Origin of the sequence: Oceanobacillus halophilus (genome assembly GCF_003628505.1) — a bacterium.
Classification (GTDB): domain Bacteria; phylum Bacillota; class Bacilli; order Bacillales; family Amphibacillaceae; genus Oceanobacillus; species Oceanobacillus halophilus.
In genome coordinates, this window is record NZ_RBZP01000001.1 from 654,343 (window position 1) to 667,069 (window position 12,727).

Annotated in this window: 16 protein-coding genes; 8 read left to right on the plus strand and 8 right to left on the minus strand. The window is 34.1% G+C overall.

Annotation, left to right across the window (positions count from 1 at the left end):
- Window positions 1-84: 84 nt before the first annotated feature.
- The 8 genes from D8M06_RS03355 to D8M06_RS03390 form a co-directional block, all read right to left on the minus strand.
- Window positions 85-834, minus strand: coding sequence for a class I SAM-dependent DNA methyltransferase (locus D8M06_RS03355; protein WP_121202921.1), 750 nt, complete (start codon window positions 832-834; stop codon window positions 85-87).
- A gap of 4 nt (window positions 835-838) precedes the next feature.
- Window positions 839-1,195 carry a ribosome silencing factor gene (gene rsfS / locus D8M06_RS03360; protein ID WP_121202922.1) on the minus strand — a complete coding sequence of 119 codons (357 nt, stop codon included), beginning with the start codon at window positions 1,193-1,195 and terminating at the stop codon, window positions 839-841.
- On the minus strand, window positions 1,196-1,771 hold the full coding sequence (gene yqeK, locus D8M06_RS03365) for a bis(5'-nucleosyl)-tetraphosphatase (symmetrical) YqeK (protein WP_121202923.1): 576 nt from the start codon (window positions 1,769-1,771) through the stop codon (window positions 1,196-1,198).
- Complete coding sequence (locus tag D8M06_RS03370; RefSeq protein WP_121202924.1) at window positions 1,761-2,327, minus strand: nicotinate-nucleotide adenylyltransferase; 567 nt, start codon at window positions 2,325-2,327, stop codon at window positions 1,761-1,763. The genes yqeK and D8M06_RS03370 overlap by 11 nt, the downstream gene beginning before the upstream one ends.
- 11 nt (window positions 2,328-2,338) lie before the next feature.
- Entirely contained in the window at window positions 2,339-2,629 is a 291-nt protein-coding gene (gene yhbY, locus D8M06_RS03375; protein ID WP_121202925.1) for a ribosome assembly RNA-binding protein YhbY, read from the minus strand.
- Between the two features lie 4 nt (window positions 2,630-2,633).
- Window positions 2,634-3,476: a shikimate dehydrogenase gene (gene aroE / locus D8M06_RS03380; RefSeq protein WP_121202926.1), complete on the minus strand. Its 843-nt coding sequence runs from the start codon at window positions 3,474-3,476 to the stop codon at window positions 2,634-2,636.
- A 197-nt stretch (window positions 3,477-3,673) separates the two neighbouring features.
- The gene (gene yqeH, locus D8M06_RS03385; RefSeq protein ID WP_121202927.1) at window positions 3,674-4,774 is read right to left on the minus strand and encodes a ribosome biogenesis GTPase YqeH; all 1,101 of its coding nucleotides are present in this window, start codon (window positions 4,772-4,774) and stop codon (window positions 3,674-3,676) included.
- 2 nt (window positions 4,775-4,776) lie between these two features.
- Window positions 4,777-5,292, minus strand: coding sequence for a YqeG family HAD IIIA-type phosphatase (locus tag D8M06_RS03390; protein WP_121202928.1), 516 nt, complete (start codon window positions 5,290-5,292; stop codon window positions 4,777-4,779).
- A gap of 424 nt (window positions 5,293-5,716) precedes the next feature.
- Between D8M06_RS03390 and sda the strand changes: the two genes are divergently transcribed.
- The 8 genes from sda to sigK all read left to right on the plus strand — a co-directional run bounded on the left by sda (window position 5,717) and on the right by sigK (window position 12,433).
- Entirely contained in the window at window positions 5,717-5,863 is a 147-nt protein-coding gene (gene sda, locus D8M06_RS03395) for a sporulation histidine kinase inhibitor Sda (protein WP_121202929.1), read from the plus strand.
- Between the two features lie 297 nt (window positions 5,864-6,160).
- On the plus strand, window positions 6,161-8,479 hold the full coding sequence (locus D8M06_RS03400; protein WP_121202930.1) for a Na+/H+ antiporter subunit A: 2,319 nt from the start codon (window positions 6,161-6,163) through the stop codon (window positions 8,477-8,479).
- A complete protein-coding gene (locus D8M06_RS03405) occupies window positions 8,480-8,818 on the plus strand; it encodes a Na(+)/H(+) antiporter subunit C (RefSeq protein ID WP_121202931.1) in 339 nt (112 codons plus the stop codon).
- Window positions 8,811-10,292: a Na+/H+ antiporter subunit D gene (locus tag D8M06_RS03410; protein WP_121202932.1), complete on the plus strand. Its 1,482-nt coding sequence runs from the start codon at window positions 8,811-8,813 to the stop codon at window positions 10,290-10,292. Before D8M06_RS03405 ends, D8M06_RS03410 begins: the two co-directional genes overlap by 8 nt.
- Before the next feature lie 6 nt (window positions 10,293-10,298).
- Window positions 10,299-10,775: a Na+/H+ antiporter subunit E gene (locus D8M06_RS03415; protein ID WP_121202933.1), complete on the plus strand. Its 477-nt coding sequence runs from the start codon at window positions 10,299-10,301 to the stop codon at window positions 10,773-10,775.
- Window positions 10,772-11,077: a monovalent cation/H+ antiporter complex subunit F gene (locus tag D8M06_RS03420; protein WP_121202934.1), complete on the plus strand. Its 306-nt coding sequence runs from the start codon at window positions 10,772-10,774 to the stop codon at window positions 11,075-11,077. Before D8M06_RS03415 ends, D8M06_RS03420 begins: the two co-directional genes overlap by 4 nt.
- Window position 11,078: 1 nt before the next feature.
- Window positions 11,079-11,441 (plus strand): monovalent cation/H(+) antiporter subunit G, encoded by a 363-nt coding sequence (gene mnhG, locus D8M06_RS03425; RefSeq protein WP_121203091.1) that lies wholly within the window; start codon window positions 11,079-11,081, stop codon window positions 11,439-11,441.
- A 284-nt stretch (window positions 11,442-11,725) separates the two neighbouring features.
- A complete protein-coding gene (gene sigK, locus D8M06_RS03430; RefSeq protein ID WP_121202935.1) occupies window positions 11,726-12,433 on the plus strand; it encodes an RNA polymerase sporulation sigma factor SigK in 708 nt (235 codons plus the stop codon).
- Window positions 12,434-12,727: the final 294 nt, after the last annotated feature.

Genomic DNA, 12,727 nt, shown 5'->3' on the forward strand with positions numbered 1-12,727 from the left:
AATTAACAAATTCCTGCTTTGACAGAAAAACTTTTCACACTCTTATATCACAAGTCTACATATACATCAAAAAGCACGAAATCCTTAATGATCTCGTGCTTTCTCTGCAACAAAGAATATTCTTTCTGAGTTTTCCTCAATATTATTATCTATTACAGAAAAGTCTGCATACACTTTTATGTTACTGAATCCTGCTTTTAACAATAAGTTGGAATAAAATGTAATGGAATAAGTTCGTTGATGGTGAATTTCATCAAATCTATTATACTTTTGACCATCTGAAACAAAAAATGTTAAGTCATGATACATTTCACCTTTTTCGTCGCCTTCTGTGCAGAACCAAATATAGGATACATCGTCCAATACATCAGCAAATGTTTGATTGTGATAGTTATTTTCTACCTGATGCAAAGAATGGATGTCGAATAGAAATAGACCTCCTGATTTTAATGAAGAAAAAGTCCGTTTAAAAACTTCCTTTAAATCAGCTTCTTCTGTAACATAGTTGATTACATCACAATAACTGATAGCAGCGTCTAAATTACTTAATCCTTCTAATTCTCTTATATCCTGATGTAACCAAGTGATATTTTGTTTATTTTCAGTAGCTTTGTTGTTCGCATACGTAAGCATATCAGAAGAATTGTCAACACCAATCATTTGAAAACCTTTTCCTGCAAGCCTTACGGTAATTTCTCCAGTACCGCATCCAAGGTCCACTATTCTTTCTACATGGTTTCCTTCTAACATGCTTTCCGTAAACTCTATCCATTTATCGTACGGTGCGTCTTCCATCAATTTGTCGTATACGTATGCCATTTGTTTATAAGCCATTCTGTTACCCTTCTAAGCCTATCTCTAATGGAATACGTGAAGCATCCCCCCAAAGTCTTTCCAGGTTATAATAGCTCCGTTCATCTTTGTGGAACACATGGCAAACTACGTCACCTACATCAACCAATATCCAACGTGCTTGTTCAAAACCTTCGAGACGTTTGACATCAATCCCAATTTCATCCATCTTATCCTTTATTTCTCTAGCAATGGATTGTACTTGTCGCTCATTATTTCCGTGACAGATGATGAAATAATCAGCTACAAGGGAAACATCGTGCATATCTAATGCGATAATGTCTTCTGCTCTCTTATCATCACATACTAGTGCAATTTGTTGTACAATTTCTTTAATTTCCATCTAATTATTCCCTCCATTAGTACGTATTGTAAGATCATTATATGCATAAAATGTATCCGGGTATATAATGGCATTCTTACTCATTAGAAATGAAATCATATTTTTAGAAGTCATCCAGCAAGCATGAACTAAGTTTGTTTCCGCCACTTCCCTTACTTCTTGTAGCCCAGGAAATTCTCTTCCAGGTTCTATATAATCTGCTAAGAAAATAATCATTTCTAATTTACTCATGTTTGCTCTTCCTGTTGTATGGTAATAAATAGCTCTTTGAACATCGTTATCCTTAATTCCATACTCCTTTTCTATCAAGATCGAAGCAACAGGACCATGCCATAATTCATGATGAAACTTTAATAAATCCTTTGGCAATGGATCCATTTTTATTATTCTTTCCATTTCATCGAGGGAACGATACTTACAATAATCATGAAATACAGCAGCAAGTTCTGCTTTCAATTTTGATTCTCCATATTTCTCAGCTAATTTCACAGCTGTGTCTCGTACCCTCAACGTGTGTTCAAATCTTTTTTGCGTTAGATGTGGTTTAACCACTTCAATTGCATCATCAATCTTCATATAACCTCTTCTCCCTAATATAACGATTGACTTCATCTGGAACAATATACTTCACTGACTGCTTGTTACGTAGCCTTTTTCTCAACATGGATGAGGAAATATCTAACATTGGAATATCTACTTGGATGATAGGGTATTCCGTTTCTAATTTATATCCCGACCGTTTCACACCAACAAATTGTATCATTTGAATTAGTTCATTAATTCTGTGCCAATTCGGCAAGTATTCCACCATGTCTGCACCAATAATGAAATAAAAGTCAATATCTTCATATTCCTGTTTTAAATATGTGATCGTATCATAAGTGTATGATTTTCCTAACCGCTCAATCTCAATGGCGTTTATTTTAAAATATTTATTACTGCTTATCGCTATTTGGAGCATTTTCATTCGATGTTCCGCACTTGTTTCCGATTCACTCTTATGTGGTGGTGTATAGGTCGGTATAAACCATATTTCTTGTAAATTTAACTCTATGCGTACTTCTTCAGCAATAAGTAAATGACCTAAATGCGGTGGATCAAATGTACCACCTAAGATTCCGACTCGTTTCATTTATAACTCCCTTACGGTAACTGCAGTTGTTTATTTTCTTTAGATTCCTTATAAAGAACAATGTTATTCCCTATAATTTGTACTATTTCAGCTTCTGTTCCTTCCGATAACTGATTGGCAACGACGTCTTTATCCTCCATACAATTTTGTAGGATACTTACCTTGAGTAATTCTCTTTTTTCTAAAGCTTCACTAATTTGTTTTATCATATTTTCGTTGACACCATCTTTTCCTACTTGAAAAATTGGCTTTAGATGATGAGCTTCTGATCGTAAAAATCGTTTCTGTTTTCCTGTTAGCATATTATTATCTTCCTTCCAGTATCTGTTGTAATTCCTTATCCATTTTTTCCATTTGTATGGTTTCCCCTGTCCATATTTCGAAAGCATATTGCGCTTGATACAAGAGCATCGTGTGACCAAAATGTAGTTTTGCACCAGCAACTTCTGCTTGAGTAAGAAAATCCGTTTTTATAGGTTGGTAAACAATATCACTGACGATAGTCCCTGGTTTGACTTCTCGAATTGAAATAATCGACTCATGTATATTTGGTTTCATACCTACTGAAGTGGTTTGTATAATCACATCGTAATCTAATAAATCGTGTTCAGCATCTTTTAACGTGATGATGCGAGTTGTTGCTCTACTTCCGAGCTTAGCAATTTCAACCGCTTTTTCTTGTGTTCTATTCGCAATATCAATATTTTTATATCCCGCTTGATATAAGCCATAGTAAATACCTCTAGCTGCGCCGCCTGCCCCTAATAATAAAATATTCACGGATTGGTTACCTTCCAAACTAGGATATTTATTTTCTAAGGAACGGACATATCCTATACTGTCCGTATTATAGCCGATTAGCTTCCCATTCTTATTTAATACTGTATTAACGGCTCCGACATTCTTAGCACTATCATCGATTTTGTCCAAATACGGAATGACTTCTTGCTTATATGGAATGGTTACATTAAACCCATCAACGTTATCTCGTTTCATTTGTTCAATACGCTCTTTTACAGACTCTGATGGTGTAATCTCATTAATAACATATGTTCCCTCTAAGTTAGCTTTTCTCAAAAATTGTTGGTGTATCCACGGTGAAAGTGAATGTTTTATTGGATAGCCAATTAATTGAAAATTTAACCCCATTACTTTTTCCTCCCCCTGTACCATTACCAATTACTTCAACTAAATCTCTTTTCTACAAGTATTGTATTAAAATTCCGCACTAATTGAGATAAGGCTTGTGTTATCGCTCCGGAAATGCAAGCACATAAATTAAATTCATCAGAACAACTATGTGATACTTTCTGTGTCAATAAAAAACAACTTAGAGTAAAGTGACTTTAAATTAGTGATTTTCTAATAGAGATGGCTACTCCTTTTGGACTGTGTGCTCGGATGGTTGCTTCTTCCCCTGATAAGCTCACCCATCCTAATCCAGGAAAAACGATGTCTGTTTTTTCTTGGCTTATTTTGAATGTACTTTCGGTAAATTCAGGTAATGTCTCCATCGTTTTTTCATTTGGCGGTGTTAATAATTCACCTAAGTGATTTTCATACAAATGATCAGCTTTTTCTAGTTTTGTTCGATGTATCGGCAACAAATTAGAAAAATAACATACAAATGATTGCTTTTGCCCTTTTACAAAATCCAAACGAGCCAAACCACCAAAAAAGAGTGTCTGCTCACTATTCAATTGATAAACACGCGGCTTTATTTCTTTCTTAGGTGTAATTAACTTCATATCCTCTTCTGAAATATAGTGGGACATCTGTTGTCTGTTAACAATCCCTGGTGTATCTATTAATGATGCGTTACCTCCTAAAGGAATTTCAATAAATCCGAGGGTTGTACCAGGGAAATATGACGTTGTAATCACTTCACTGATGCCAGTAGATTGTTTAATTAAACGATTGATAAAGGTTGATTTACCAACGTTCGTAGTTCCAACAATGTATACATCTTTCTGTTTACGATAATAGTCTATTTGGCTTGATAATTCTTCTATTCCATGACCTTTAATAGAAGAAATTAAAAATACATCTAGTACTTTGATTCCTGCATCTTTTGCTTGTTTTCTTAACCATTGTACTAATTTCCGTTGATTAGTTGATTTAGGTAACAAGTCCATTTTATTTCCTACTAGTACAATTGGATTATCACCAGTTATCCGAGGGAGACTCTTGATCAAGCTTCCATTTACATCAAATATGTCAATTAGATGAACAACTAACCCATTGGCATTTCGAATAGTACTTACCATTTTTAAAAAGTCATCATCTGTTATAGACACTTCTTGTATCTCATTATAATGTTTTAACCGAAAACATCTTTTACATAGGATATTTTCTTTCTCTAATGAGGATTTTGGAGTGTAACCGGGTTTTTCTGGATCAGAACTTTGAATCTGAATTCCACATCCTTGACAGTATATTGTATCCAAGCTTATTCCTCCCACCTAATTTTTCCTTTTTTACTTAACTTCCTTAAGATAACCCGTTCGATTCTTCGGTTTATTCGTGTAATTTTTCCATCGGTTTGAACAATAGGAACAACTAAGATTGTATATAATCCAGCGCTATTGCCGCCCAGAACATCAGTTAAGACCTGATCTCCTATAACTACAACTTCCTCTTTTTTTAAGTGCATTTGCTTTTGTACCTTTTTAAAAGCTCGCCTTAAAGGTTTTCTGGCACTATAAACGAAAGGTATATCTAATGGTTCTGAAAAAACTTTTACACGATTAAGATTATTATTAGATATAATTGTAATTTGTATATCATGTTCTTTCATTCGTTTAAACCATTGAATTACCTCTGGAGTAGCATCCTTTACATCCCAGGCTACTAGTGTGTTATCTAGGTCTGTGATAATTCCTTTAATTCCTCTTTGTTTCAAATCATCTGGATGTATTTCAAATATACTTTTAACATACTCATTTGGCAAAAATTTACTAAACATTTTCACTACACCTCGTTGTCATCCCTAAAATGTTCACGTTTTGTCACAATTACCCATTATAAACTAATCCTACATTAATTTACCATAGAAAAAAAGTTTTGTTCCATACAAATGTGTCGGGATATCTTTTTTCATGTTTAGGGACAAATTGTAAATATATGATAAAAACCAATTCAATTATGCGTTTTTTCGATAAGTTTTTAAAAAATCGTTCGACAAATATCTCCAAGTTTCGTGTTGTGGATAACTTTATTCACAATTTCAACAGGCTTTAATGTACATTTTACAAGGTATATTATTCGATTGCTCACAAGTTATCTACAGTCTGATGTAGATAACTTTCGCCTTGTCCTAGTTTAAGAAACATGGTAAATTATTATTAACATAAATCAAGTAAGACAATTTACTTAGGAGGGCTGTATGGATGGAACATTTATCAGATGAGCTACTAATAGAATCCTATTATACAGCAAACGATTTAAACTTAAGCCCTGATTTTATTTCCTTAATAGAAGAAGAAATCCATAGAAGAAGTTTATCCCACAAAATTAAGTGCATAAAGTCTAGTTAATAATGGATAAAATAAGTTAGATAATTTTCCTACTCCTACCTTTATTAAGGTAGGAGTTATTTATTTGCACATTTATATGGTAGTATATGTTTGTGTCTTTTTTTGCAATATATTATAATTAAGACTAGTTTTGTTCCCACAATTGATTACAATTCTCATTGCAATTGTCATATCCATTCCCCAATTATTGGACCATTATTTTAGGACAAGTCAGCCAGTCTTCTAAGTAACCAAATTCCAAATTGGAACGTAAGAATGATTGTTTCATACACATATATTAAGGAGGAATAGCATTAGATGATTTACGCAGTTTTTGCTCCATTATTATTTGCTATATTTGTCCCATGGATTAGCAAATTTAAAGATAGAATACATACTGGTACTTTTGTATTCATAATTCCTTTCATTATTTTCCTATATTTTGTACAGTTTATTGGGTCGGACTTTAATCCAATAAGACAAACTGTTAATTGGATTCCCTCTCTAGATATGAATTTAGATTTCTATTTAGATGGATTAAGCTTACTATTCGTTTTACTAATCAGTGGTATTGGGGCACTGGTTGTACTCTACTCTATCTTTTATCTACATAAATCGGAAAAATTAGGACATTTTTATGTATTTCTTTTAATGTTTATGACCGCTATGTTAGGTGTTGTCCTTTCCGATAATGTTTTCGTATTATATGCCTTTTGGGAATTAACATCAATTTCTTCATTCTTACTAATTGGTTACTGGAACTTTAAAGAACGTTCAAGATACGGGGCACTAAAATCAATGCTGATTACTGTTTTTGGTGGACTGAGTATGCTCGGAGGATTTATTTTCCTTACGATTATTACTGGTACTACCAGTGTACAAGCAATGATTGATCAGGTGGACATCATTTTAGCAAGTGAATTTTTACCGCTTATTTTAATATTTATCCTTCTTGGTGCATTTACAAAATCAGCTCAATTTCCTTTCCATATCTGGTTACCAGATGCAATGGAAGCACCAACTCCTGTAAGTGCTTATTTGCACTCAGCAACAATGGTTAAAGCAGGGATATTTCTAATAGCTAGATTCTCCCCTATTTTTGCTGGTTACGAAGGGTTCTTTATTGCAGTAAGTCTTGTCGGTATTATTACACTTTGCTGGGGTTCATATATGGCTGTAAGACAAACCGATTTAAAGGGAATTCTTGCTTTCTCTACTATTAGTCAATTAGGGATGATTATGGCAATGTTAGGTTTTGGAACACAAGCTGCTGTCTTTGCTGCTGTATTCCACATACTTAACCATGCAACATTTAAAGGAAGTTTATTTATGATTGCAGGTATTATTGACCATGAAACAGGAACCAGAGATATAAGAAAACTCGGTGGTCTCCTAACATTAATGCCCATTTCATTCACATTAGCTCTATTTGGTACTTTTTCCATGGCTGGGGTTCCATTCCCATTCCTAAATGGCTTCTATAGTAAAGAGCTATTCTTTGATGCTACTTTAGGCTTAGAAGGTGTAGCTTGGTTAGCGGAAGCAATTCCATATTTAGCTGTATTTGGTAGCATCTTTACATTCGTCTATTCCATGTATTTCTTATTTGGCGTGTTCACTGGTCCCAAGCATTTGGAACAGTTGCCAAAGAAACCACATGAAGCACCCTTTGGTATGTTAATCTCACCAATTATTCTTGTATTGGGAGTTATTTTGATAGGTCTATTTGCTGATAAAGTTAATCAGCCATTCTTACTTCATGCAGCACAAGCAGTTAATAGTGGTGTTGAATATCATGAAGTGAAATTCTGGCATGGATTTAACTTACCTTTAATCATGTCACTTATCGTCGTTGCTGTTGGAATCATTTTGTATTTAACGCGAACCAAGTGGAATGGAATATACAATACCCTTCCAGGTAAGCTAAGCTTCAATAGAGTGTATGACTGGATTGTCGAGAAGTTGGATCAATATTCTACCTCCATTACTAAGACGTATATGACTGGTTCACTCAGAACCTATATGTCCCTAATCCTAGGAACTACACTGATTGTGACTGCTATTTATATGTATATCACGGATGGTTTTGCAATAGATTACAGTAATTTAGCAGAAATCACTACTCTAGAAGTCGCTGTTGTTATAACGATTATGATAGGCGCTGTCGCAACACTTTATATGAATAATAATATAGCAGCTATTTTAGTGACAGGGATTGTTGGCTATGGTGTTTCTATGCTCTTTGTGATTTACCGGGCACCTGATATTGCCCTTACACAATTAGTTGTAGAAACCGTATCTATTGCTATATTCCTGTTGTGTTTCTACCATTTACCTAAGTTAAGAAAAAGAGAGGAACCAGTCAGTACGAAATTGTCTAACAGTTTCATCGCCATTGGATTTGGATTGCTTATCACATTAGTAGGCATTTCTGCACATAGTTCAAATTGGTATAGTTCTATATCAGAATACTTCTTAGAAAATTCCTATAAATTAGGTGGCGGAGATAACGTAGTTAACGTTATTCTCGTAGACTTCCGTGGACTAGATACATTGTTTGAAATAACTGTACTTGGTATTGCAGCGCTTGCCGTCCTTGCACTGATAAAAATGCAGAAGAAAAAGGGGGCGAAATAAATGGAGATATTAATCCTCATACTTAGTGGTGTGTTATTTGCTACAGCAATCTACAATTTGTTACAAAAACAATTGCTACGAATTATCATTGGAACGATACTATTATCCCATGGTGCCCATCTAATCATTTTGACAATGGGTAAATTAAAAACTGGTCAGCCTCCTGTATTGATGGATGGCGTTACTGAATATACCGATCCGCTGCCACAAGCATTAATTCTAACATCTATTGTTATTAGTTTCGGTATTACCGGTCTCCTTCTTGTACTGGCGTATCGTACTACTCAAGAAAACAATACAGATAATATGGAACAGTTAAGGGGCGGGTCACATGATTAATTTAGCAGTCTTACCGATTGTCTTACCGTTGTTATCAGCAATTATCTTAGTATTCTTCAATTCTAAGGTGAGAATTTCAAGATTATTAACGAAGATATTCTCTCTTATAGGATTCGGAGTTTCTGGATATATTGCATGGTATGTCATTGAAAATGGAACAATAACTTTAGAAACAGGCGGATGGGTAGCACCATTCGGAATTATATTAGTAGTAGATACCCTGGCTGCAGCACTACTATTAACCACCAATATCGTATCAGTTGCTTGTGCATTTTACGCACCTTATTCAGGTTTAGGAGAAAAAGAGAATTACTACTTCTACCCCTTTTTCTTCTTTCTTATAAGTGGTGTGTCTGGTGCATTTATAACTGGAGACTTATTTAACCTATTTGTTTTCTTTGAAGTATTATTAATGGCATCCTATGCATTAATTGTTCTAGGTGGAGATAAAGTACAATTTAGAGAATCCATTAAATATTTATTAATTAATTTATTTTCATCGATGTTATTTGTTACTGCCATAGCCTTTTTATATGGTGTAGTTGGAACAGTAAATATGGCTCAAATCGCTGAGCGTGTGGCTGAAGTTGATCAGCAAGGAATATTAACAACTATCGCATTCTTGCTTTTCTTTGTATTTGCAACGAAAGCTGCGTTGTTCCCTCTTTATTACTGGCTACCTAACTCCTATATCGTTCCAAGTCCTGTCATTTCAGCTTTATTTGGAGCATTATTAACAAAGGTTGGAGTATATTCCATCGTACGAGTATTTACATTGATTTTTGTACATCGAATTGAACTGACACATGAATTTTTCATTTGGATAGCAGGTCTATCAATGATATTTGGTGTTATTGGTGCTCTTTCAACCAATAATATAAAGCTCATCATTGCTTACAATATTATTCCTGCTATCGGCTATATGATTATGGGAATAGGAATATTCAATCAGGCTGCATTAAGCGGGTCTATTTATTATCTTGTTCAGGATATGATAGTAAAAGCTGCACTATTCTTGTTGGTAGGCGTTATTGCCTATGTTGCAGGAACTTCAGATCTACGCAAGATGAATGGACTAATTCATCACTACCCAGTTCTGGGATGGCTCCTATTTATCTCTGCTTTTGTTCTAGCAGGCATACCACCATTTAGTGGTTTTATAGGTAAGCTGTTATTATTAGAAGGAGCATTTAGGAATGAAGAAGTGATTATTGCTATCATTGCACTAATTACCAGTCTTTTAATTCTTTACTCCATCATTAAGATCTTTATTAGAGGTTTCTGGGGTGATAAAGACGCAATGAAAGGATTAACCATTAAGTCAACTAAAGGATTGATTGCTCCAATCGTTTTCCTTTTAGCTATAACTGTCATTTTAGGAGTGGGAGCAGAATATTTCTATCCAATCAGTGATTCCATTGCAATATATTTGCTGGATCCTGACGTTTATATTGATTCTGTACTAAAGGAGTAATGTAATATGGCCTTTCAAATTATTATTAACTTAATCATTGCAGTCTTATGGATGTTTCTGAGTGAATCATACGCGATCCCTAGTTTTATTACAGGGTTTATATTTGGGATTCTATTATTGTTCCTGATGCGCCGATTTATTTCAGGTGAGTTTTATTTTATTAAGGTAGTAAATATCTTTAAACTTATCTTTATCTTTATTAAAGAAGTGATTATTTCCAATATCGACATGTTAAAGTATATCTACTCACCTAAAAAAACAGCAGAACCTGGGATTTTTGAGTTACCACTGGACGTGAAATCTAATTGGGAGATTTCAATTTTAGCAGGGTTAATATCTTTAACACCGGGAACTTTATCTGTAGCAGTTTCAGATGATAATCAATCCTTATTCATCCATGCGATGAATATAGATGATGTCAATAAATCCATTACAGAAATTAAAACAACCTTTGAAAGAATGATTATGGAGGTGACAAGATGAGAGAAGTTTTATACTTAACCGAACAAATATTAGAATTAAGTGTAACAATTGGTTTTATTGCAATAGCTGTTTCACTCATCTTACTCATGTACCAAATAATTGTTGGTCCAAATAATGTTGAACGTGCTGTAGCACTTGATACTATTGGAATTAACTTAATGGCAGTAGCTACTCTTCTATCCATCTATCTTGTCACTGATAAGCTGAATGATGTGGTCCTACTAATTGGAATTTTGGCCTTCTTAGGTACGGTAGGTATTGCTAAATATTTAGAAGAGGGTGTTATCATTGACAGAAAGTGAAATGTTACTGCATATTATCATTAACATAATTATAATTTTATCTGTTTTAATTGGGGCATTTTTTGTTTTCTCTGCTTCTATTGGTATTATTCGCTTTCCGGATGTATACACCAAGCTTCATGCTGCTACAAAAGCTCCAACATTAGGACTAGCAAGTCTGTTAATTGGCGCATTTATGTTTTTGTTTATTCAGCATGACATTGTAAGTGGTAAATTATTATTAGCGATACTGTTTATCCTAATAACTAATCCTGTATCTGCACATATGATTTCCAGAGCTGCGCATGCAAATGGTGTTAAACCTGTAATAAAAAATCGCAAAGATGCCTATGAAAATTATAAAACAAGAATACAAAGCAAGTGACTTTCCTATAGGAGAGTCACTTTTTTATGCGATATTTTCATATTTTTATCGAATCTAAATGTTTTAATCAACAAGAGCAATATTATTTTAGAATGGAGCTTCTTTAATTTAAGTGGACAGACACGAAAGCACCTCCTCCTTCATAAAGATGTTATATAGGCAAATACCCAATATAGAAAGATAAGGCGAATGCCTGAACTAACTTGCAGGGATAGAGTCTTACACTTCCAAACGATCAGGACTAATGACTGCAAAGAGGTTAATAATTTGAGGAGGTGCTGTGTTTGTCTGGAATCCTGACTGTTCTTGCTCTTCTTGTAAAGGAAGTACTATTTTTTGTATCCTATGTAAAAAATCATGCTTTTCCTCAACCTTTACCACCTGATGAAGAGAGAAAATATATTCAAGAAATGCAAGAAGGCAGTGAGACTGCAAGAAACAAATTGATAGAACATAATTTGCGCTTAGTCGCACATATTGTTAAAAAGTTTGAAAACACAGGAGAAGATATGGAAGATCTTATTTCCATCGGAACAATAGGTCTGATAAAAGGAGTAGAAAGTTTTTCTCTTGATAAAGGTACAAAACTCGCAACTTACGCGGCAAGGTGTATTGAAAATGAGATACTTATGCATTTGCGCGCTTTAAAGAAAGTGAAAAAGGATGTTTCTTTGCATGATCCCATTGGCCAGGATAAGGAAGGAAATGAAATTAGTTTAATTGATATTTTAGAAGCTGAAAATGAAAATATTATTGAATATATACAATTAAATATGGAAATTGAGAAAATGCAAGATTATTTATCTATTCTTGATAAGCGAGAACGGGAAGTAATAATTTACCGTTATGGTTTAAACGAATACAAAGAGATGACACAAAGAGAAATAGCTAAGAAATTAAATATTTCACGAAGTTACGTATCACGCATCGAAAAAAGAGCACTTATGAAAGTATTTCATGAGTATTATCGCAAGGAAAGAGATAACTACTAAGGGTCTAATGAACTAAAGAATATCTAACAAAATACAAAAAACAATGCACAGCAAAGTAGTGCATTGTTTTTTCCTATTTTTAATACGACTTAGATAGAAACTCCTGAAATCCTGATTAATTTATTTCAGAATAGTTAGCTCTTGCTTACATATAGGATTGTTTTCTGCTGTCATATGCTCCAGCAGAATACTTCGCTTTCCCCAGGAAGAAAAGCCTAGGTGAGTCTACAGAGTGCTTTAGCTCGAAATAGGCTCAAGTAGCGGATATATAGCAGTATTCTTATTTAAAGTAAT

Excerpts from the sequence above, each read along its gene's own strand:
- D8M06_RS03370 (WP_121202924.1), bottom strand. The coding sequence starts at position 2,327 with ATGAAACGAGTCGGAATCTTAGGTGGTACATTTGATCCACCGCATTTA.
- yqeK (WP_121202923.1), bottom strand. The coding sequence starts at position 1,771 with ATGAAGATTGATGATGCAATTGAAGTGGTTAAACCACATCTAACGCAA.
- aroE (WP_121202926.1), bottom strand. The coding sequence starts at position 3,476 with ATGGGGTTAAATTTTCAATTAATTGGCTATCCAATAAAACATTCACTT.
- D8M06_RS03400 (WP_121202930.1), top strand. The coding sequence starts at position 6,161 with ATGATTTACGCAGTTTTTGCTCCATTATTATTTGCTATATTTGTCCCA.
- D8M06_RS03410 (WP_121202932.1), top strand. The coding sequence starts at position 8,811 with ATGATTAATTTAGCAGTCTTACCGATTGTCTTACCGTTGTTATCAGCA.
- D8M06_RS03420 (WP_121202934.1), top strand. The coding sequence starts at position 10,772 with ATGAGAGAAGTTTTATACTTAACCGAACAAATATTAGAATTAAGTGTA.
- yhbY (WP_121202925.1), bottom strand. The coding sequence starts at position 2,629 with ATGCTAACAGGAAAACAGAAACGATTTTTACGATCAGAAGCTCATCAT.
- D8M06_RS03415 (WP_121202933.1), top strand. The coding sequence starts at position 10,299 with ATGGCCTTTCAAATTATTATTAACTTAATCATTGCAGTCTTATGGATG.
- rsfS (WP_121202922.1), bottom strand. The coding sequence starts at position 1,195 with ATGGAAATTAAAGAAATTGTACAACAAATTGCACTAGTATGTGATGAT.
- mnhG (WP_121203091.1), top strand. The coding sequence starts at position 11,079 with ATGTTACTGCATATTATCATTAACATAATTATAATTTTATCTGTTTTA.
- D8M06_RS03355 (WP_121202921.1), bottom strand. The coding sequence starts at position 834 with ATGGCTTATAAACAAATGGCATACGTATACGACAAATTGATGGAAGAC.
- D8M06_RS03405 (WP_121202931.1), top strand. The coding sequence starts at position 8,480 with ATGGAGATATTAATCCTCATACTTAGTGGTGTGTTATTTGCTACAGCA.
- sda (WP_121202929.1), top strand. The coding sequence starts at position 5,717 with ATGGAACATTTATCAGATGAGCTACTAATAGAATCCTATTATACAGCA.
- D8M06_RS03390 (WP_121202928.1), bottom strand. The coding sequence starts at position 5,292 with ATGTTTAGTAAATTTTTGCCAAATGAGTATGTTAAAAGTATATTTGAA.